At 70.2% G+C, this 19,950-nt stretch carries 18 protein-coding genes, 1 other RNA gene and 1 pseudogene; 15 read left to right on the forward strand and 5 right to left on the reverse strand.

Annotation, left to right across the window (positions count from 1 at the left end):
• The 4 genes and pseudogenes from M878_RS75515 to M878_RS75530 form a co-directional block, all read left to right on the forward strand.
• Positions 1-670 (forward strand): annotated as a pseudogene (locus tag M878_RS75515) (serine/threonine protein kinase); the annotation flags it as partial.
• 167 nt (positions 671-837) lie between these two features.
• Positions 838-2,064: a serine/threonine-protein kinase gene (locus tag M878_RS75520; RefSeq protein ID WP_023550106.1), complete on the forward strand. Its 1,227-nt coding sequence runs from the start codon at positions 838-840 to the stop codon at positions 2,062-2,064.
• Between the two features lie 60 nt (positions 2,065-2,124).
• Positions 2,125-3,231, forward strand: a complete 1,107-nt coding sequence (prfB, locus tag M878_RS75525) for a peptide chain release factor 2 (protein WP_023550107.1) — start codon at positions 2,125-2,127, stop codon at positions 3,229-3,231.
• A gap of 300 nt (positions 3,232-3,531) precedes the next feature.
• Positions 3,532-4,467 (forward strand): hypothetical protein, encoded by a 936-nt coding sequence (locus M878_RS75530; protein ID WP_023550108.1) that lies wholly within the window; start codon positions 3,532-3,534, stop codon positions 4,465-4,467.
• 93 nt (positions 4,468-4,560) lie between these two features.
• Here M878_RS75530 and M878_RS75535 read toward each other — a convergent pair whose 3' ends face one another.
• Entirely contained in the window at positions 4,561-4,752 is a 192-nt protein-coding gene (locus M878_RS75535; protein WP_023550109.1) for a hypothetical protein, read from the reverse strand.
• 235 nt (positions 4,753-4,987) lie between these two features.
• On the opposite strand from M878_RS75535, the gene ftsE reads away from it, so the two are divergent.
• From ftsE to M878_RS75565, 7 genes are all read left to right on the forward strand, one after another.
• Positions 4,988-5,677, forward strand: a complete 690-nt coding sequence (ftsE, locus tag M878_RS75540; RefSeq protein ID WP_023550110.1) for a cell division ATP-binding protein FtsE — start codon at positions 4,988-4,990, stop codon at positions 5,675-5,677.
• 34 nt (positions 5,678-5,711) lie between these two features.
• Complete coding sequence (gene ftsX, locus M878_RS75545) at positions 5,712-6,629, forward strand: permease-like cell division protein FtsX (RefSeq protein WP_023550111.1); 918 nt, start codon at positions 5,712-5,714, stop codon at positions 6,627-6,629.
• Between the two features lie 67 nt (positions 6,630-6,696).
• Positions 6,697-7,878, forward strand: a complete 1,182-nt coding sequence (locus M878_RS75550; RefSeq protein WP_078630390.1) for a S41 family peptidase — start codon at positions 6,697-6,699, stop codon at positions 7,876-7,878.
• Positions 7,879-7,935: 57 nt separating this feature from the next.
• Positions 7,936-8,478, forward strand: a complete 543-nt coding sequence (smpB, locus tag M878_RS75555; RefSeq protein WP_023550113.1) for an SsrA-binding protein SmpB — start codon at positions 7,936-7,938, stop codon at positions 8,476-8,478.
• A gap of 90 nt (positions 8,479-8,568) precedes the next feature.
• Positions 8,569-8,937, forward strand: a transfer-messenger RNA (tmRNA) gene (gene ssrA / locus M878_RS93010).
• Between the two features lie 246 nt (positions 8,938-9,183).
• Positions 9,184-9,426: a hypothetical protein gene (locus tag M878_RS97715; protein WP_023550114.1), complete on the forward strand. Its 243-nt coding sequence runs from the start codon at positions 9,184-9,186 to the stop codon at positions 9,424-9,426.
• Between the two features lie 279 nt (positions 9,427-9,705).
• Positions 9,706-10,596: a hypothetical protein gene (locus tag M878_RS75565; protein ID WP_031225788.1), complete on the forward strand. Its 891-nt coding sequence runs from the start codon at positions 9,706-9,708 to the stop codon at positions 10,594-10,596.
• On the opposite strand, the gene M878_RS75570 is transcribed toward M878_RS75565, so the two are convergent.
• Complete coding sequence (locus M878_RS75570; protein WP_023550116.1) at positions 10,581-11,798, reverse strand: MFS transporter; 1,218 nt, start codon at positions 11,796-11,798, stop codon at positions 10,581-10,583. The two genes, M878_RS75565 and M878_RS75570, sit on opposite strands and share 16 nt — an antisense overlap.
• 84 nt (positions 11,799-11,882) lie before the next feature.
• Here M878_RS75570 and M878_RS75575 point away from each other — a divergent pair, with 84 nt between their 5' ends.
• Positions 11,883-12,854 (forward strand): LysR family transcriptional regulator, encoded by a 972-nt coding sequence (locus M878_RS75575; protein ID WP_023550117.1) that lies wholly within the window; start codon positions 11,883-11,885, stop codon positions 12,852-12,854.
• Between the two features lie 69 nt (positions 12,855-12,923).
• Here M878_RS75575 and M878_RS75580 read toward each other — a convergent pair whose 3' ends face one another.
• The 3 genes from M878_RS75580 to M878_RS75590 all read right to left on the reverse strand — a co-directional run bounded on the left by M878_RS75580 (position 12,924) and on the right by M878_RS75590 (position 15,839).
• Positions 12,924-14,009 (reverse strand): ABC transporter substrate-binding protein, encoded by a 1,086-nt coding sequence (locus tag M878_RS75580; protein ID WP_023550118.1) that lies wholly within the window; start codon positions 14,007-14,009, stop codon positions 12,924-12,926.
• An 85-nt stretch (positions 14,010-14,094) separates the two neighbouring features.
• The gene (locus M878_RS75585; RefSeq protein WP_023550119.1) at positions 14,095-14,982 is read right to left on the reverse strand and encodes an ABC transporter permease; all 888 of its coding nucleotides are present in this window, start codon (positions 14,980-14,982) and stop codon (positions 14,095-14,097) included.
• Complete coding sequence (locus M878_RS75590; protein ID WP_023550120.1) at positions 14,979-15,839, reverse strand: ABC transporter ATP-binding protein; 861 nt, start codon at positions 15,837-15,839, stop codon at positions 14,979-14,981. The genes M878_RS75585 and M878_RS75590 overlap by 4 nt, the downstream gene beginning before the upstream one ends.
• 237 nt (positions 15,840-16,076) lie before the next feature.
• Here M878_RS75590 and M878_RS75595 point away from each other — a divergent pair, with 237 nt between their 5' ends.
• The 3 genes from M878_RS75595 to M878_RS75605 all read left to right on the forward strand — a co-directional run bounded on the left by M878_RS75595 (position 16,077) and on the right by M878_RS75605 (position 19,945).
• The gene (locus M878_RS75595; protein ID WP_023550121.1) at positions 16,077-17,726 is read left to right on the forward strand and encodes an ATP-binding protein; all 1,650 of its coding nucleotides are present in this window, start codon (positions 16,077-16,079) and stop codon (positions 17,724-17,726) included.
• Complete coding sequence (locus M878_RS75600) at positions 17,726-18,415, forward strand: response regulator (RefSeq protein ID WP_023550122.1); 690 nt, start codon at positions 17,726-17,728, stop codon at positions 18,413-18,415. Before M878_RS75595 ends, M878_RS75600 begins: the two co-directional genes overlap by 1 nt.
• A 159-nt stretch (positions 18,416-18,574) precedes the next feature.
• Positions 18,575-19,945: a nitrate/nitrite transporter gene (locus tag M878_RS75605; protein WP_023550123.1), complete on the forward strand. Its 1,371-nt coding sequence runs from the start codon at positions 18,575-18,577 to the stop codon at positions 19,943-19,945.
• Positions 19,946-19,950 lie beyond the last annotated feature (5 nt).

Below are 19,950 nucleotides of genomic sequence, written 5' to 3' on the forward strand. Positions count from 1 at the left end.
CACCGGCGGCCCCGGCGGCGCCGCCGATCCCACCGCCGTACTGCCGAACACGGGCGCGGCGGACCCCACGGCGGTGCTGCCGAACACCGGTCCGCAGGGGCAGCAGCCCGAGCAGCCGCACCCCTGGCAGACCCAGCTGCGCGCCGCCCGTGACCGCAACGAGCAGACGCAGGTCCAGCAGTTCCTGTCCCCGGAGGACGACCCGCTGCGCCACCGGCCGCAGCGGCAGGTCGCCCGGCCCGGACAGCAGCCGCGCCAGGCCCGCAGGGCCGCCCCCCAGCAGCCGCAGCCGCGCGGCCGGCAGCAGGGCTACCAGCAGGGGTACGGCTATGCGCCCCAGCAGCCCCAGCAGCCCCAGCAGTACGCGCCGCCACAGCAGCCGCAGCGGTACGCGCCGCCCGCCCCGGAGCCGCAGCGGCCCGCGCGCGAGCCCCGCGCGCCACGGCAGCGCAGCGCCAACCCCATGAAGATCCCGGGGCTCGGCTGCCTGAAGGGCTGTCTGTTCACGATCGTCATCCTGGTTGTGGCGAGCTGGCTGATCTATGAGCTGACCCCGCTGCACACCTGGATCGGCCAGGGCCGGGGCTACTGGCACGAGGTGACCCACTGGGTCCACCAGACGAGCAAGTGGATCAAGGATCTGGGCGGCTCCTCGGGCAGCGGGAACTGAGCGGCAACCGAGCGGACACCGAACGGTGCGTACTCCCGGTAACTGACCGCGAGTTTGCGGATTTGTCGACATCTGACGGGTGATTTCCGCCTCCGCGGTGAAGGTTGGCTCGTCGGACGCGTAGTTTTATCGGCACCACGCGACAACGCGCGTCTGTAGGAGCAGTCTTGGCACGGAAGATCGGCAGCCGGTACACCGCGAACCAGATCCTGGGGCGGGGCAGCGCCGGCACGGTGTGGCTGGGCGAGGGACCCGAGGGCCCCGTCGCCGTCAAGCTGCTGCGCGAGGACCTCGCCTCCGACGAGGAGCTCGTCGGACGCTTCGTCCAGGAGCGCACCGCGCTGCTCGGCCTGGAGCACCCGCACATCGTCACCGTGCGCGATCTGGTCGTCGACGGCAACGACCTGGCCCTGGTCATGGACCTGGTGCGCGGCACCGACCTGCGTACCCGTCTGGAGCGCGAGCGGCGGCTCGCCCCCGAGGCTGCCGTGGCGATCGTCGCCGACATCGCCGACGCGCTGGCGGCGGCCCACGCGGTCGGGGTCGTCCACCGGGACGTCAAGCCCGAGAACGTCCTCCTCGACATGCAGGGCCCGCTCGGCCCCGGCGGCGCCCACCCCGCCCTGCTCACCGACTTCGGCGTCGCCAAGCTGATCGACTCGCCGAAGCGAACCCGCGCCACGAAGATCATCGGCACCCCGGACTACCTGGCCCCCGAGATCGTCGAGGGCCTGCCGCCGCGGGCGTCCGTGGACATCTACGCCCTCGCGACGGTCCTGTACGAGCTGCTGGCCGGCTTCACCCCCTTCGGCGGCGGGCACCCGGGCGCGGTGCTGCGACGGCACGTCACGGAGACGGTCGTCCCCCTCCCCGGCATCCCCGAGGAGCTGTGGCAGCTGCTCGTGCAGTGCCTGGCCAAGGCGCCCGCGTCCCGGCTGCGCGCCTCGGAGCTGGCCGCGCGGCTGCGCGAGCAGCTGCCGACGCTGGCCGGGATGCCGCCGCTGGACGTGGACGAGCCGGACCCCTCCGAGGAGGGGGCGGAGGAGGCCGCGCCGACGGACGCGCCCTCGGCGGAGCCGGTACGGCGGCGCGGCGCGGTGTCCCTCGTCCCCGGAGCCAAGCCGGACTCCAACCGGGACACGCATACGTCGATGCGGGTGCCCGGGGCGGACGAGCTGGCGGGCGGTGCGCACGGGACGGCCCGCGCTCCCCGGACCACCGGCGCGCCACGGCCTGGCTCGGCCAAGCACCGGGCGACGGTACGACGGCGCCGGATCACGCTGGGCGTGGCCGGGCTGGCCGTGGCGGCCGTCGTGGGCGTCGGCGCGTATCTGGCCTCTTCCGGTGGCGACGACCATCCGGCGCAGGACACCCACAGCACATCGACCCCCTGAGGGCAGCCTCCGGGTGCAGCAGGGCCGAGGTCGGTTGCCACAGCCGTTACGCTTGAAGGCGTGGCAGTCGTCGATGTATCCGAAGAGCTGAAGTCCCTCTCCTCGACCATGGAGTCGATCGAGGCCGTCCTGGACCTCGACAAGCTGAGGGCAGACATCGCCGTGCTCGAGGAGCAGGCGGCCGCGCCGTCCCTCTGGGACAACCCGGACGAGGCGCAGAAGATCACCAGCAAGCTCTCCCACCTCCAGGCCGAGGTCAGGAAGGCGGAGGCGCTGCGCGGCCGGATCGACGATCTCGCCGTCCTCTTCGAGATGGCCGAGGAGGAGGACGACCCCGACACCCGCGCCGAGGCCGAGTCCGAGCTGGCCGCGGTGAAGAAGTCGCTGGACGAGATGGAGGTCCGCACCCTTCTGTCCGGCGAGTACGACTCCCGTGAGGCGCTGGTCAACATCCGCGCCGAGGCCGGTGGCGTCGACGCCGCCGACTTCGCCGAGAAGCTGCAGCGCATGTACCTGCGCTGGGCCGAGCAGCGTGGCTACAAGACCGAACTGATCGAGACGTCGTACGCCGAAGAGGCCGGCATCAAGTCGACCACCTTCTCCGTCCAGGCGCCGTACGCCTACGGCACCCTCTCCGTCGAGCAGGGCACGCACCGTCTCGTGCGTATCTCGCCCTTCGACAACCAGGGCCGCCGCCAGACCTCCTTCGCGGGTGTCGAGGTACTCCCGGTCGTCGAGCAGTCCGACCACGTCGAGATCGACGAGTCCGACCTGCGCATCGACGTCTACCGGTCCTCCGGCCCCGGCGGCCAGGGCGTCAACACGACCGACTCCGCGGTGCGCATCACCCACCTCCCGACCGGCATCGTGGTCTCCTGCCAGAACGAGCGCTCGCAGATCCAGAACAAGGCCACGGCGATGAACGTCCTCCAGGCCAAGCTTCTGGAGCGCCGCCGGCAGGAGGAGCAGGCCAAGATGGACGCCCTCAAGGGCGACGGCGGCAACTCCTGGGGCAACCAGATGCGTTCGTACGTGCTGCACCCGTACCAGATGGTCAAGGACCTGCGCACCGAGTTCGAGGTCGGCAACCCCGAGGCCGTGTTCAACGGCGAGATCGACGGCTTCCTGGAGGCCGGCATTCGCTGGCGCAAGCAGCAGGAGAAGTAACTTTGTCGACATGACAACTGCCGCCCGAGAGGCGGCAGTTTGTCTTTTGTCTGGGTTTTACATCACACTCACAGGCTTCAACTCGCCCCAAACGCTCACCCAAGGGACATTGCGCCCGCAACGGCCTTGACGTTGCTTTGAAAAATCGGAAGGGTGACACGCGGCATGCGTACTTAGAGGGGCGCATGTGAACCGGGGGAATGACTTGACGCGGACTTCGTCACCAGCTGCCTCCCGTCGATCACGGCAACGCCCCACGCGCCGCCTCATTGACGAACAGCTACTGGGGGTAGCAACCATATGACGAAGAAGACGCGGATCCGGGTCGCGCGGATAGCCGCGGGCGCCGTGATCGCGGCCGGTGCGTCCCTGACCGCCGCCGGCGCGGCCTCCGCCGCAGGCATCGATGTCCAGGCCGGCCCGATCAACCTGGGCGTGCACACGAACGCCGGGGACGACGGCGGCACCGACGGCGGCTGCCCGATCGCCGTCTGCACCACCGACGGCGGCGGCAACGCCACCGGTGGTGACTCCACCACCGGCGGGGACTCCACGACCGGTGGCGACGCGTCCACCGGCGGCACCGGCACCACCGGCGGCGACGCCTCCACGGGTGGCAACGCCACCGGCGGCGACGCCTCCACCACCGGTGATGTCACCATCGGCGGTGTCATCGGCGGCGGCACGACCGGCGGTGACAACGGCACCACCGGGTCCACCACTACCGGGGGCTCCACCACCGGTGGCAGCACCTCCGGGTCCACCACCGGCGGCTCCACGACGGGCGGTTCCACCACCGGTGGCAGCACCACCGGGTCCACCACGGGCGGCTCCACGACGGGCGGTTCCACCACCGGTGGCAGCACCACCGGCTCCACGACGGGCGGTTCCACCACGGGCGGTTCCACCACCGGCGGTTCCAGCAGCACGGGTGGCAGCAGCACCGGCGGCTCGACCACCGGCGGTTCCAGCAGCACCGGTGGCTCCTCCAGCACCGGCGGCAACAACGACACCCCCCAGGGTGGCAACAACAACGCCACCCAGGACCAGGGCTCCTCGGCCCTCACCGACACGGGCTCCGACAGCAAGGGCCAGGGTCACGGCAAGCAGCTCGCCGAGACAGGTGCCGGCGAGACCATGTTCCTGGTGATCGGTGCCGCGACGATGATCGCCGGCGGCATCGGCTTCCGTGTCCTGCCGCGGCTGGTGAACGGCCGGGGCGGCGCGGCCGCCTGAGCGTAGCCGTATGGTCACGCTGCGCGCCTGACGCGCACACGTAAGGGCCCGGAGCTCGGCGCTCCGGGCCCTGACAGGTTTCTGGGGCTCTTCTTACGCGGTCTGGTGCGCCAGCAGCGCCACCGCGGCGATCAGCACCGCCAGCAGCGCGATCAGCGCCATCGGGTTCACCCCGCCCAGAAAACCCTCTTGCTGCAGTCGCTCGCGGTTGGCACGGCACACCGGGCACCGGCCCTCGCTCACGGGCGCCGCGCAGTTCGCGCACACCAACCGGTCGTACGTCATGCGGTCGCCCTCCTTGCTCCGGCCATCACTCGTACAACGCTCACTGGAACGAGAACGTTCCCCCTCCACTGTGCCAGGTTCGTGCAAGCCCTGCGCGGGCCCTGGGAGAGCGGGACGGAGTCAGGGGTGGGTACAAAAACGACAAGCCCGCCCCAACCTCGACCTGCGACTGCACTTGCACACCCGGTTCGCGTATGGTCACGCTCATCTACCCCCGGCGACCCGTGGTGCATCCGTGATCCGATTCGACAACGTCTCCAAGGTCTACCCCAAGCAGACCCGCCCCGCACTCAGGGATGTCTCCCTGGAGGTGGAGAAGGGCGAGTTCGTCTTCCTCGTGGGGTCCTCCGGCTCCGGAAAGTCCACCTTCCTGCGGCTCATCCTCCGCGAGGAGCGGTGCAGCCACGGACAGGTGCACGTGCTGGGCAAGGACCTCGCACGCCTCTCCAACTGGAAGGTGCCCCAGATGCGCCGCCAGCTGGGGACGGTGTTCCAGGACTTCCGGCTCCTGCCGAACAAGACCGTCGCGGAGAACGTGGCCTTCGCCCAGGAGGTCATCGGCAAGTCCCGCGGCGAGATCCGCAAGTCCGTACCGCAGGTGCTCGACCTCGTCGGGCTCGGCGGCAAGGAGGAGCGGATGCCCGGCGAGCTGTCCGGCGGTGAGCAGCAGCGCGTGGCTATCGCGCGGGCCTTCGTCAACCGGCCCAAGCTGCTCATCGCCGACGAGCCCACCGGCAACCTCGACCCGCAGACCTCCGTCGGCATCATGAAACTGCTCGACCGGATCAACCGGACGGGCACCACCGTCATCATGGCGACACACGATCAGAACATCGTGGACCAGATGCGCAAGCGCGTCATCGAGCTGGAGAAGGGCCGCCTCGTCCGCGACCAGGCCCGCGGCGTCTACGGCTACCAGCACTAAGCAAGTTCACGACGGAAAGGCTCGACCAGACGCCATGCGCGCCCAGTTCGTCCTGTCGGAGATCGGTGTCGGTCTCCGCCGCAATCTGACGATGACCTTCGCCGTCATCGTCTCCGTCGCCCTGTCCCTGGCCCTCTTCGGCGGCTCGCTGCTGATGAGCGACCAGGTGAGCACCATGAAGGGCTACTGGTACGACAAGGTCAACGTCTCGATCTTCCTGTGCAACAAGCACGACGCCGACTCGGACGTCAACTGCGCCAAAGGCGCGGTCACCCAGGACCAGAAGAACCAGATCCAGCACGACCTGCGCGCGATGCCGGTCGTGGAGAAGGTGTCCTACGAGTCGCAGGACGAGGCGTACAAGCACTACAAGGAGCAGTTCGGCAACTCTCCGCTGGCCAGCTCGCTGACGCCGGACCAGATGCAGGAGTCGTACCGGATCAAGCTCAAGGACCCGCAGAAGTACCAGGTCATCGCGTCGGCCTTCAACGGGCGCCCCGGTGTCCAGTCCGTGCAGGACCAGAAGGGCATCCTGGACAACCTCTTCCAGCTGCTGAACCTGATGAACCGGGGCGCGCTCGGCGTGATGGCGATGATGCTGATCGTCGCGCTGCTGCTGATCGTCAACACGGTGCGCGTCTCGGCGTTCAGCCGCCGGCGCGAGACCGGGATCATGCGCCTGGTCGGTGCCTCGGGCTTCTACATCCAGGCGCCGTTCATCGCCGAGGCCGCGGTCGCCGGGCTCATCGGCGGCGGGCTCGCCTGTGTGGCCCTGGTGGTCGGACGGTACTTCACCATCGACCACGGCATGGACCTCTCCCACAAGCTCACCCTCATCAACTTCGTAGGCTGGGACGCGGTGTTGACCAAGCTGCCGCTGATCCTCGCCACGAGCGTGCTGATGCCGTCGTTGGCGGCGTTCTTCGCGCTGCGCAAGTACCTGAAGGTGTGACGCATACCAAGAGGGCCGTACGGACATCCGGCCGTACGGCCCTTCGCCTTGTCCTAGACTCACGGCCATGTCAGGCCGAGACCGGTTCTCTCAGCCCCGCCGCACCCGCCGCGGGGCCGCCCTGACATTGGTCTTCGCCGGCGTCCTGGTCACCGGTGCCGCGACCGGCTCCTTCCCGGAGCCCGACGCCACCGCGCGGAAGGCCGCCGTCGGCCCGGCGCCCACGGCCACCCGGCACGAGGACGTCCAGAAGGCCGCCGCCGAGGCGATGGCCGACGGCAAGTCCCCCATGGAGGCCGCCGAGCGGGCCGTGAGCCGCAGCGGGGACCGCTGGGGCGCCGTCTACTCCGAGGGCGAGTACCAGGAGTTCCAGGAGTCACTCGACGGCCGGTACACCGGCGTCGGCCTGTGGGCGGCACGCGCACGGGACGGCCGGATCGAGGTGACCAAGGTGCAGCCCGGCTCGCCTGCCGCCGAGGCTGGGATCCGCGAGGGCGACCGGCTGCGCAGCGTCGACGGCAGCAAGGTTGACGGACGGCCGGTCACCGAGGTCGTCTCCTTGCTGCGCGGCGACGCCGACGACGCGGCCGCCGGTACGACCGTCACCGTGGGCCTGGAACGCGGCACGCGCGCGTGGACCGAGAAACTGCGCCGGGCCAGCCTGTCCACCGACTCCGTCACCGAGCGCAGACTGACCGGCGGGGTCACCGTCGTCAAGATCGCCGCGTTCACCAAGGGCTCCGGCGACGCCGTGCGGGCCGCGCTGCGGCAGGCTCCGGCCGACGCCGGGATCGTCCTCGACCTGCGCGGCAACTCCGGCGGCCTGGTCACCGAGGCGGTGGAGACCGCCTCCGCCTTCCTCGACGGCGGCCTGGTCGCCACGTACGACGTCGACGGCGCCCCGCGCTCCCTGCACGCCGACCCCGGCGGCGACACCTCCCGGCCCCTGGTCGTCCTGGTCGACGGCGGCACGATGAGCGCGGCCGAGATGCTCACCGGGGCGCTGCAGGACCGGGGTCGCGCGGTGGTGATCGGCTCGCGCACCTTCGGCAAGGGCTCCATCCAGATGCCGACCACACTGCCCGGCGGGTCCGTCGCCGAGCTGACCGTCGGGCATTACCGCACCCCCTCCGGCCACAGCGTCGACGGTCGCGGTATCACCCCTGACCTGGATGTCGGGCAGGCCGACGGGCAGGCCGCCGTGGAGCGGGCCGAGACCGTACTCAGCGGCCTGGGCGACGCCGATTAAGGGCTGGCCGCCAGCCCCCTCCGTAGTGCGAAAATGGACGGCACTATGAGCAAGGGAATGTACGTACCCAAGGAGTCCCAGCCCAAGCAGGGCGGCGGGGCCGGCAAGGCCAGGGACGGCGAGAAGGGCGGCAAGCGCAAGATCGTCGCCCAGAACAAAAAGGCCCGGCACGACTACGCGATCATCGACACCTACGAGGCCGGGCTCGTGCTCACCGGCACCGAGGTCAAGTCGCTGCGCGAGGGACGGACCTCGCTGACCGACGGCTTCGTCCAGATCGACCGGGGTGAGGCGTGGCTGCACAACGCCCACATCCCGGAGTACCACCAGGGCAGCTGGACCAACCACTCCGCGCGCCGCAAGCGCAAGCTGCTGCTGCACCGCGAGGAGATCGACAAGCTGGAGTCCAAGTCCCAGGAGACAGGTCACACCATCGTGCCGCTCGCCCTGTACTTCAAGGACGGCCGCGCGAAGGCCGAGATCGCGCTCGCACGAGGCAAGAAGGAGTACGACAAACGCCAGACCCTGCGCGAGAAGCAGGACCGGCGTGAGTCGGACCGCGCGATCGCGGCGGCGAAGCGGAGGCAGCGCGGCGCGTAGCCCGGGAATACGGTGGCATCGGCGTGCGTCCCTCACGTACGATGGTGCCAACACCGGTTGAACCCGGTGTGTGCATTGAAAACACAACATGGGGATGATCGGTTTCGACAGCGGCTGTCGAAGCAGGGGAAGCGTGTCGAGGAAGCGGCAATGATCTCGTAAACCATATGTCGCAAAAAATAATCGCCAACACCAAGCGCGATTCCTTCGCCCTCGCTGCCTAAGTAGCGACTTGCGAAGTGTCAGCCCGGGGCTGTTCCCGACCCGGATCCTGGCATCAGCTAGGGAACTAAACCTTGATCCCGGTCACGGGGTGAAGAGGGAAACCAAACAGTGACTGAGCCCGTCGGCGACTTGTTCGCGTGATCGCCGGGGCCGAGAAAAGCGCAGCGAACTGCACACGGAGAAGCCCTGATTCCGCACCGTTGGACGCGGGTTCGATTCCCGCCATCTCCACGAGCCCCTTCGGGGGCACCCCATGTGGGCCAAGGCCCCGCCGCTTCTAGCGGCGGGGCCTTCGTCGTGCGATGGCTCAGCGGTTGACGTCGAACACCGGCACGCCCAGCCCGCCGTAGGCGTCCGGCTCCACCGTTGCGACCAGGGCTCCCAGGGGCACAGCCGGGTTCGGGCGGAGCGCTCCCGCTCGGCCTCCAGCAGGCACGGCATCGGCACCCACAGCCGCAGGTCGCCCGTGGTGGCAGCGGTGTGGACGAGGCCGGAGACCTGCTTGTTCCCGCCGAACGCGACGAGCGTGGGGGTGTCGAGGAAGAAATCGTCGACGAGGCTCACCGGCCGATCCCAGCCTCCTGCAGGGCCGCACGATGGGCGGCGCATCTCAGCCGACTCCTCGTCGGTGACCTCGTGCCCGAACAGCTCGGCCAGCACCGCACGGACCCGCTCGCCCCGCTCGTGGATCTGCTCGGGGGTGAGGGTCTGTGCGGCTACTGACGCCGCCAGTTGTGCCACGCTTCTCAGACTCCAACCGTCCCACCAGGACGCGGTCGTCGGCGCCCAGAGTCCGAGGGAATTGGTGAAGATCATTTCCGCCTGGCCGACCGCTCGGGAAGCGGCGGCTCGACCTGGAAGATCCACTGGTACGGCGCGGCAGTGGCAGGTCAAGGCCCGGTCAATCCGTCGGGCGGCCGTTCCGTCGTGGGAAACGGCGTGGAAGACTGCCCCGGTTGCTGAAGTGAACAGCGTGACGTGTCCGACGGGGAGTGGCTGCGCGTGAGCAAGCGGCAGATACGGAAGATGCTGGATCTGATCGCGATGGGCGAGCCCGTTGAGCTCACCATCGCATGGGCCTCGGTGAAGAAGGCGGCGCGGCTCGCCTTCATCGCCCAGCAGTTCGGTTACGAGTACGCGGACGCCCGGTACACCGGCTCGCGCAACAACGTGCTCAAGCTCCTCGTCGTGCCCGATCCCAGCCCGCAGGCCCGCAATCGGGCCGCGCAGAACTGGGCCCAGTACCCGAACGCCGCCGACGGGGAATCGCTGCCACCCGTCGTGCCCGACGCGTTCGAACTCCTCAAGGCCCGCATCCAGTTCGACCTGACCGGCAAGAGCGCCGAGAAGCGCATGCTGCTCGCGGCCGGCGGACTCACCATCGGTCTCGTCCTCTTCGTGGTGCGCAGGGGCGGAGGCGTCGGCGCCATGTTCGTGGCCGGCGTCGTGTGGGTGATCCTCATGGCGGTCTTCGGCATCGGCTTCGCCGTGACTCGCGGACGCAACGCCAAGTTCGCGACCCGCCTCCAGGCCGCCGGATTCGCACCGGTCACGGATGAGACCGGGCGGGTGCGGTATCTGCCGCCGGGGGCTCAGGTGCCGGGGGCCGGGGCCGGCGCGCAGGCGGGGCCGTATGGCGGGGCGTACGGCGGCGGGCCGTACGGCCAGCAGGGTTCCTACGGCCAGGGCCCCTACGGTCAGCAGACTCCGGCTTCGGGTCCATACGCTCCCCAGGGATACCCCCAGCCCCAGGCCCCCCAAGGCCACCCTCAGCCTCAGCAGTACGGCCAGACCCAGCCCTACCCGCAGCCCCAGCAGGCTCCCGGCCCGTACGCGCCTCAGCAGCCGTACCCGCAGCAGCCGCAGCCTCCGTACGGCTACGAGCCTCGCTGACCCGAGGGCCGCAGTACGGCCGCCGTGCCGATGGCCAGTGCCGTACCGGCTGCCGCGACCGGTACGGCGAAGCCCGATCCCGGTGAGGTGTGCTCGGCCGCCCAGCCGCCGATCGCCGAGCCGCAGGCGATGCCGGTCAGCAGCCCGGTGACGGCGAGGCTCATGCCCTCGTTGAGGCATCCCTCGGGGGTACGGCGCTGCACGAGCGTCATCGCGGTCACCATGGTCGGCGCGGTCGCCATGCCCGCGACCAGCAGGGCGGCGGCCGGCGCGATCAGGGACCCGGTGCCGCGGGCGGCGAGCAGCGGCAGGGTCATCAGTGCCGTCATCGCGGCCAGGCACCACGGATGGCGTCGTTCGGGCGATCCGGCCGGCCGGAGTGTGCCGTACAGCAGGCCCGCCGCGCACGAGCCCGCCGCCTGCAGGGCGAGGACCACGCCGGCCGCCGACCGGTGCCCGTGTGCGTCGGCGTACGCGATCGTGACGACCTCCATGGACCCGAAGACGGCACCGGTGGCGACGAACCCGGCGAGCAGCGCGGGGAACCCGGCCGCCCGCAACGGCCCCTTCCCCCGGGCCCGCCGCTGGACGGGCGGCTCGGTCGACCGCTGTCCGGCGAACAGCAGCATGCCCGCGAGCAGCAGCACCGCACCGACGAGCGTGCCGGCCTCCGGGAAGAACGCGCCGGTCAGGAAGGAAGCGAGCACCGGGCCGAGCATGAAGCACAGTTCGTCGGCGGCCTGCTCGAAGGAGTTCGCGGTGTGCAGCGCCGCGGGGTCCTCCCGCAGCAGATGGGCCCAGCGGGCGCGGGACAGGCCACCGATGTTGGGGGTGGTGGCGGTGAGGGCGTAGGCGGCGAACAGGGTCCAGTCGGGGGCGCCGTAGCGCACGCACAGCAGCAGCGCGAGGCTGCCGAGCACGGAGGCGAGCGTGGCCGGTACGGCTATGCGGGCCTGCCCGTGCCGGTCCACGAGCCGCGCGACCCAGGGCCCGGCCAGCGCGGTCGCCGCGAGACCGGTGGCGGTGACGGCACCGGCCAGGGCGTACGAGCCCCGGGACCCGGCGATCATCACGACCGCGCTGACGCTGAACATGCCCATGGGAAGACGGGCGAGCAGGTTGCCGGCGGTGAAGGCACGGGTGCCGGGTAGGTCGAAGAGGCGGCGGTAGCCGGGAGTTGTCGCTGATGTGTGCGCGGGCATGTCCCCACCCTCGCCCGGAGTGGATCACCGGGTCCAACACCTTCTCCCTGCCAATTCACGCACCCGCGTTGTAAATTCACCGCCATGCCCGCCCCCTCCGCCATAGACCCCCGGCTCCTGCGCGCCTTTCTCGCCGTCGCCGAGGAACTCCACTTCACCCGCGCCGCAGCCCGCCTGTACGTCGCCCAGCAGGCGCTCAGCCGGGACGTGCGGCGGCTGGAACGGGAGCTGGGCGCCGAGCTGTTCGTCCGTACGACCCGGCAGGTGACGCTGACGGCGGACGGCGAACGCCTGCTGCCGCTCGCGCGCCGCGTGCTCACCGCCCAGGACGAACTGCTCGCCTCCTTCGGCCAGGCCCGCCCCCTGCTCGTGGACCTCAACTCCCCGGGCCTGGTCACCGGCCACCGTGTCCTGCACCGGGCCCGCGAACTCGCCCCCGACTGCGAGCTGATGGCCCGCTACGAGAGCGGCCTGACCGGAGCCGCCGCAGAGCTGCTGGCCGGCCGGCTGGACGCCTCCTTCGGCCGTTTCGCCGGCCTGGACCCGGCGGTGCGGTCGGGGCTGGAGCAGCAACCGGTGCGCTACGAGCCCATGGCCGTCGTACTTCCTGAAGACCATCCGCTGGCCGCCCGCCCGGAGGTGCCGCTGGCCGCGTTGGCCGGTGAGACCGTGTACGGCGGCGCCGGGAACCCGCGTACCCGGGAGTGGACCGATCTGGCCTGCCGGCTCTTCGAGGGGCGCGGCATCCGGCTCGCCCCGCCCCTTCCGCTCGCCGTCGGCGACGAGGAGTTCGAGCGGATCATGGCCAAGAACCGTCATCCGGTGCTGGCCGTGGTGGACTTTCCGGCCCTGCCCCGCACGGTCCGCCGGCCCCTCGTCGAGCCCGTCCCGCTGTCACCGGTCTCCCTGGTGTGGCGGAGGGGCCTGGTCCATCCCGGTCTGGACGCGCTGCGCCGGGCGGCGGGAGAGGTCGCGGAGGCGGAGGGCTGGCTGCGGCGGCCGGGCGGGAGCTGGACCCCTGAGGCGGACGAGACGACGATGACGGTCCGGCCCTGACGCGCTCACGGCACGGGGCCGCCCGGGGTGTGGTCACCCGGGCGGCCCCGTGCGGGCGTGTGTCGCGGATCAGCCCGCCGAACCCGCCGGTGCCGTCTTGGTGGTGAAGCCCTCCTTCTTGTTGGCCGCGAGGGCGAAGTCATTGGTGAACGTGGTGCCGAGGTCGACCTTCGAGGTGGCGTGGCCGACCAGTTCCTCCGTGGCGAGGACGTTCTTCGGGCCGCCCGCCGGCATGATGCCGTCCGGGAGGAACTGCCCCTTGTCCTGGGTCAGGGCCGCGATGTAGTCGGCCTTGGTCACGAGCTGGTTCTGCACGAACGACTGCGGCAGCTTGTCGGCGATGTCGGCCGCGCTGTGCGTGTTGATCCAGTGCATGGTGGCCACGAGCGCGTCGACGACCTTCTGGGCGGCGTCCTTGTGCGAGTCGACCCAGTCGGTCCGGGCGATGACACCCGCGGCGGGCCAGGCACCGCCCGTCGCCGCCGTGGCTCCCTGGGTGGTGGCCGCATCGACCGCGGAGTAGCCGATGCCCTTCTTCTGGATCGCGGCGACCGTCGGCTGTGTCGTCATCACGCAGGCGACCTTGCCGTTCTGCAGCGCGGCGATGGCGGTGGAGCCCGCGCCGACTCCGATCCGGTGGAAGTCGCCGGTCTTGACGCCCTTCTTGGCCGCCAGGAACTGGGTGAGGGTGTCGGTGCCGGAGCCCAGGTCGGTCACACCGAGTGTCTTGCCCTTGAAGTCGGCGGCCGAGTGCACGCCGCTCTTCGTGGCGCACATCTCCCGCTCGCCCGGTGCGCCGGACAGCTGGACGATGTCCTCGACCGCCTTGCCCTTCACCTGGAAGTCGATGGTGTGGTTGTACCAGGCGCCCGCCATGTCCACCTGCCCCGAGGCCATGGCGTCCTCGGCACCGGTCCCGCCGTCCTGCTCGGTGCTCAGCGTCACGTCGACGCCGTACTTCTTGTAGAAGCCGAGGCTCTGGGCGAGCTGGAACGGCAGGTAGATCTGCTTGTCGATGCCGCCGACCATGAGCCTGACGGTCGGGGTGCCGCCGGAGCCGCCCGAACCGGAGCTGCCCGAGCTGCTGGAACACGCGGTGACCGCGCCGAGGGACAGGACGGTGACGAGCGATGCGGTGAGGGCTCTTCTGTACATGGCGGCTCTTTCCTTTCGGACATGCGGGGACATGCGGGGACATGCGGGGATGTTCAACGCGGAGGATGTGAAGGGGAGTTGGGGTTCAGAGGGAGTTGGCCTCGGAGGGAGCCGGCGGACGCCAGGCCAGCAGCCGGTGTTCGAGCTTGCCGATCAGCCACTCCGCGCCCAGCACGATGACCGCGATGACGAGCATCGTCGCGAACACGCCGTTGGGGTCGAAGTTGTTCTGCGCGGTCTTGATGACCAGACCCAGTCCGCTCTGCGCGCCGAGCACCTCGCCGACCAGCGCGCCGACGATGGCGAAGCCGAACGCGCTGTGCAGGCTGGCGATGATCCAGGTGAGCGCGGAGGGCACGATGACGTGCCGGATGATCTGCAGCTGGGAGGCGCCGAGCACCCGGGCGTTGGCCAGGATGTTGCGGTCGACCTCGCGGACGCCCTGGAAGGCGTTGAAGAAGACGATGAAGAACACCAGAACGGCGGCGAGCAGGATCTTCGGGGTCACGCCGATGCCGAAGGCGACGATGAAGATCGAGCCGAGGACGATCCGCGGGATCGCGTTCACCATCTTGATGTAGGGCCCGAGGACGTCGGACAGATAGCGGCTCTGGCCCAGTGCCACGCCGAAGACGACTCCGGCGACGGAACCGGCGGCGAAGCCGATGAGCGCTTCCTGGATGGTGGTCCAGATATTCGCGTAGAAGGAGCCGAACTCGGTGCCGTTCTGGAAGAGATCGATCAGCCGCTTGAAGATTCCGGACGGCTGGCCGAAGAAGAACGGGTCGACGATGCCCCAGGAGGTGAAGGCCTGCCAGCCGCCAAGGACGAAGGCCGCGATGCCGATGCGGCCCGCCCACACCCGCGCGACGCGCCGCCGGGCGGCCCGCTTGGCGGCGGCGGCCGCCGAGGTCTGCCCGCCGCCTGTGACCGGCGCGGTGGATGCGGGGGACGCGGGGGATGCCGTACTCATGCCGTGCCTCCTGCGGTGCGTGCGTACGCGCGCTCGACCTCTTCGCGCAGCGTTTCCCAGATCTGGTGCTGGAGTTCGATGAAGCGGGGCTGGAAGCGGATCTCCTGCACGGAGCCGCGCGGGCGCGGCAGGTCGATGTCGAAGACCGCCTTGACCGACCCGGGGCTGGACGTCATCACGACGACCCGGTCGGCGAGCGCCACGGCCTCGTCGAGGTCGTGGGTGATGAAGATGACGGACGGACGGATCTGCTCCCACAGGCCCAGCAGTTCGGTCGACATGATCGCCTTGGTCTGCACGTCCAGGGCGCCGAACGGCTCGTCCATGATCAGGATCTTGGGTTCGTTGATCAGCGCCGCGGCCATCGCCACGCGCTTGCGCATACCGCCGGAGAGCTGGTGCGGGTAGCGGTCCTCGAACCCGGTGAGGCCGACGCGGCGCAGCCAGTCCCGCGCCGAGGCCTGGGCCTGCTGCTTGGGCACGCCACGGAAGACCGGCCCCATCAGCACATTGCCGAGGACGGTCTTCCAGGGCAGCAGGGCGTCCGCCTGGAACATGAAGCTGACGCCGTCGGTGATGCCGTCCACCTCGCGGCCGCCGACCTTGACCGAGCCCTCGCTGGGCCGGTCGAGCCCGGACACCATGCCGAGCGTGGTCGACTTGCCGCAGCCGGTGGGGCCGACCACCGCGCAGAACTGGCCCGGCTCCACGGCGAACGACACGCCGTGCAGCGCCGTGAACACCTCACCGGCAGGGGTCAGGAATCGCTTGGTGAGCCCGGATATCTCGATGCGCGCGTCCTCGCGGTCGGCTGCGCCGGCGATGGGGCTCGTCGCGACATCGTTTCGCGAAGCCATGGGGGGCCGTCTCCTTTCGCCCTCGGAGGTCGAGGTGAAGGCAGACGCTAGAAGCCACCGGTTGTTACGTCGCTGTTTCCCAGGTATCCCGCGATAGCCGCGTAAACCCGGGTTCTGCTCGTTCTGCTCAGCGAAACGGGGCTGGGCAGAAAATCGGCCATCAGGCACAATCACGCCACCACGGGTCCGGCGCAGGGCCGGCCCGGCACCACTCAGAACAGGGGCGAAGAGGCACCTGTGACACCCATCCGTACGCGGATCGGGCGCGGCGGGAGGGGGAGACTGTCCGCGCGGATCCTGGCCAGCCAGCTCGTCATCCTGGCGCTCACGGGCGTGATCGGATTCCTCCTGTTCGCCTTCGCGCAGCGCTCCGCACTCGACCGCACCTACGAGGAGCGGGCCGTGGCCATCGCCAAGACGACGGCCGCGGACCCGCAGATCCGGCGGGCCATGCAGGAAGGCGGGTCGGACGTGGTGCAGGCCGTCGCCGAACGCATCCGGCAGTCGTCGGGGGCGTCGTACGTCGTGGTGATCGACCTGCACGGAATCCGCCACTCGCACCCCATGCCGCAGTTGGTCGGCTCGCCGGTGACCGAGCCGGTCGTGGCGCGGGACGGGCAGCCGCACGTCGGCACGGACCAGGGCGCGACCGGGCGCTCCGCCAACGGCAAGGTCCCGCTGTACGGGCCGACGGGCACCCTGGTCGGCGAGGTGTCGGTGGGCATCCCGGAACACGATGTGCTCGGCGAGCTGTGGCGCGAGCTGCCCACCTTCGCCGTGTACGCCACGATCGCCACCGCACTCGGTTCGGTGGCCGCGTTCCTGCTGGCCAGGCGGCTGAAGCGGATCACGTTCGGGCTGGAGCTGGAGGAGATCGCCGGGCTGCTCCAGGACCGCGAGGCGATGTTGCACGGCATCCGCGAGGGCGTGCTCGCCTTCGCCCCGAACGGCAGGATCACGGTGGTGAACGACGAGGCCCGCCGTCTGCTCGGCCTCGGCACCGCGCTCGGCAGCACCCTGGCCGAGGTGCTGCCCGACGGACGGCTGCGCCGGGCCCTGGACGGGACCCTGACCGGCACCGACATCAGCGTGCTGACCGACGAGCACTGTCTGGTCGTCAACCGGATGCCGGTGACCCTGCGCGGGCGCGAACTGGGCGCGGTGGTGACCGTCCGCGACCGCACCGAACTGGTCGGACTGCTGCGGGAGCTGGACTCCGTGCGCGGGCTGACCGACGCGCTGCGGGCGCAGCAGCACGAGTTCACCAACCGCCTGCACACGCTCGCCGGACTGCTGGACATCGGGGCGTACGACGACGCGTACGAGCTGGCCGTGGAGTCGGCCGGCGCCGGGCAGGCGCTCACCGAGTCCGTGCGCAGGCGGATCGGCAATCCGCTGATGGTCGGTCTGGTCGTGGCCAAGACCACCGTCGCCGCCGAGCGCGGGGTGCGCGTCGTACTCGACGACGACTCCGCGCTGGGCGAGGACCCGCCGCATCTGCGCCGGTTGCTGACGATCGCCGGCAACCTGCTGGACAACGCGATCGACGCGGCGGGCGACGGGCCTGTCCCGCCGCAGGGACGCGTGGTCGGGATCAGGCTCACCGAGGACACGGAAGGCACGACCGTACGGGTGGCGGACACCGGTCCCGGCATCCCGCCCGGCGCCGGCGAGTCGATCTTCGAGGACGGCTGGTCGACCCGGCCCGAGAGGGGCACCGCCCGGCGCGGCCTCGGCCTGGCCCTGGTCCACCGCCTGGTGTCGCGGCACGGCGGCACGATCACCGTCAGCGAGGGTCCGGGCGCGGTGTTCACGGTACGACTGCCGCTGCCGGATCCCCTTGCGGAGCGTTTCACGAAGGTGCTGCCTGTGGGAGGTGACCGCTGATGATCCGCACCCTGGTCGTGGACGACGACTTCCGGGTCAGCCGCATCCACTGCGACTATGTGTCCCGGGTCCAGGGCTACGAGGTGGTGGGCGAGGCGGCGACCGTGGCCGACGCGCTCCAGGCGACCTCCGACCTCCGCCCCGACCTGCTCCTCCTTGATATCTTCCTGCCCGACGGCAGCGGACTGGACGTCCTGCGGCGGCTCACCGGGGACGCGGGCGGAGCCCGCCCCGACGCCATCATGATCACCGCGGACCGGGACATCGCCTCGGTCCGTACCGCCATGAAACTCGGCGCCGTGGGCTATCTGGTGAAGCCCTTCGGCGCTGCCGACCTGGCCGAGCGGCTCACCTCGTACCGCGAACTCCAGCACCGCGTCGACACCCTCGGGGAGACCACGGACACCGAACAGGCCGATGTGGACGCCCTGTTCAGCGCGGTCCGGCCACCGGCCGTCCCCCGGGTGCCGGCCAAGGGCCACTCCGCGCCCACGCTCGCCCTCGTCCAGCAGGCCCTGCGTGCCGCCCACGGCGATCTGTCGGCCGCCGAGGCCGCGGAACTGACCGGAGTCTCCAGGGCCACGGCCCAGCGCTATCTGTCGTACCTCGTCAAGGAGGGCATGGTCCGGCTGATTCTGCGCTACGGGGCGACGGGCCGTCCGGAGCACCGGTACCGGATCGCGTCCTGAGCGGGACCCTCACCGCTGCCGTTCGCTCCGAGTGAGAGCAACGTTCCCTTCCGGTCACCCACAGGCACAGCGCGGAAACGCGCCCTCCCTACCTTCGGGCTCAGTCAGTCGATGGCAGGTCGACGGCAGACCGAGCAGCCGGAGCCCCGTGGAGGGATCATGACAGCCCCAGCCGTACCCCGTCGCAGTGGCCGCTGGATCGAGCAGTGGGATCCGGAGGACGAGGCATTCTGGCAGGCGACGGGGGAGCGGATCGCCCGCCGGAACCTGTGGTTCTCGGTGCTCTCGGAGCACATCGGCTTCTCGGTCTGGACCCTGTGGTCCGTCCTCGTCCTCTTCATGGGCCCCAAGTACGGCCTCACCCCCGCCGACAAGTTCCTGCTGACCTCGATGGTCACGCTCGTCGGCGCCGTCGTACGCGTCCCCTACACCTTCGCGGTGGCGGTCTTCGGCGGCCGCAACTGGACGATCATCTCGGCGGGCCTGCTGCTGGTGCCGACGGTGGCCGCGTTCGCGGTGATGAAGCCCGGGACGTCCTTCACCACGTTCCTCCTGGTGGGCCTCCTGGCGGGCATCGGCGGCGGCAACTTCGCCTCCTCCATGACCAACATCAACGCCTTCTTCCCGCTGAGGAAGAAGGGCTGGGCGCTGGGGCTGAACGCCGGCGGCGGCAACATCGGCGTGCCGGTCATCCAGCTCGTGGCGCTGGCGATCATCGGCGCGAGCGGCGGCCCGCGCCTCCTGCTCGGGATCTACATCCCGCTGATCGTCGTGGCCGCCGTGCTGGCCGCGTTCTTCATGGACAACCTGGCATCGGTGAAGAACGACACCGGTGCGGCCAAGGACGCCGCCAAGGACGCCCACACCTGGATCATGTCCTTCCTCTACATCGGCACGTTCGGCTCCTTCATCGGCTACAGCTTCGCCTTCGGCCAGGTCCTGACGAACCAGTTCGGCCGCACCCCGCTCCAGGCGGCGTACCTCACTTTCATCGGCCCGCTGCTCGGCTCCCTGATCCGTCCGCTGGGCGGGTGGCTCGCCGACCGCTACGGCGGCGCCCGCATCACTCTCTGGAACTACGTGGGCATGGCGGCGGCGACGGCCGTCCTGATCGTCGCGAGCCGGCAGAAGTCGCTCCTGCTGTTCGTGAGCGTCTTCGTGGTGCTGTTCGTGCTCAGCGGCCTCGGCAACGGCTCGACGTACAAGATGATCCCCGGCATCTTCCAGGCAAAGGCCCTGGCCAAGGGGCTTGAGGGGGAGGAAGCGGTGGCCCATGGCCGCCGTCTGTCCGGCGCCTCGATGGGGCTCATCGGCGCGGTCGGCGCGCTCGGCGGGGTCGGCATCAACCTGGCCTTCCGCCAGTCCTTCCTCTCCTACGGCTCCGGCACCGGCGCGTTCGTCGCCTTCCTCGCCTTCTACGGCCTCTGCTTCGCGGTGACGTGGGCCGTATACCTTCGACGCCCGGCGAAGCAGGCTGCGACCATGGCTGCACAGGAGACAAAACCGCAGCTCAGCTACGCGGAAGTGTGACGTAA

The sequence above is a fragment of the Streptomyces roseochromogenus subsp. oscitans DS 12.976 genome, from assembly GCF_000497445.1.
In the GTDB taxonomy this organism is placed as follows: Bacteria; Actinomycetota; Actinomycetes; order Streptomycetales; family Streptomycetaceae; genus Streptomyces; species Streptomyces oscitans.

Coding starts and splice junctions, on each gene's coding strand:
- M878_RS75575 (WP_023550117.1), top strand. CDS start 11,883: ATGCCCGCCCCCTCCGCCATAGACCCCCGGCTCCTGCGCGCCTTTCTC.
- M878_RS75550 (WP_078630390.1), top strand. CDS start 6,697: ATGTCAGGCCGAGACCGGTTCTCTCAGCCCCGCCGCACCCGCCGCGGG.
- M878_RS75590 (WP_023550120.1), bottom strand. CDS start 15,839: ATGGCTTCGCGAAACGATGTCGCGACGAGCCCCATCGCCGGCGCAGCC.
- M878_RS75605 (WP_023550123.1), top strand. CDS start 18,575: ATGACAGCCCCAGCCGTACCCCGTCGCAGTGGCCGCTGGATCGAGCAG.
- M878_RS75580 (WP_023550118.1), bottom strand. CDS start 14,009: ATGTACAGAAGAGCCCTCACCGCATCGCTCGTCACCGTCCTGTCCCTC.
- M878_RS75585 (WP_023550119.1), bottom strand. CDS start 14,982: ATGAGTACGGCATCCCCCGCGTCCCCCGCATCCACCGCGCCGGTCACA.
- M878_RS75535 (WP_023550109.1), bottom strand. CDS start 4,752: ATGACGTACGACCGGTTGGTGTGCGCGAACTGCGCGGCGCCCGTGAGC.
- M878_RS75570 (WP_023550116.1), bottom strand. CDS start 11,798: ATGCCCGCGCACACATCAGCGACAACTCCCGGCTACCGCCGCCTCTTC.
- ftsX (WP_023550111.1), top strand. CDS start 5,712: ATGCGCGCCCAGTTCGTCCTGTCGGAGATCGGTGTCGGTCTCCGCCGC.
- M878_RS75600 (WP_023550122.1), top strand. CDS start 17,726: ATGATCCGCACCCTGGTCGTGGACGACGACTTCCGGGTCAGCCGCATC.
- M878_RS75530 (WP_023550108.1), top strand. CDS start 3,532: ATGACGAAGAAGACGCGGATCCGGGTCGCGCGGATAGCCGCGGGCGCC.
- smpB (WP_023550113.1), top strand. CDS start 7,936: ATGTACGTACCCAAGGAGTCCCAGCCCAAGCAGGGCGGCGGGGCCGGC.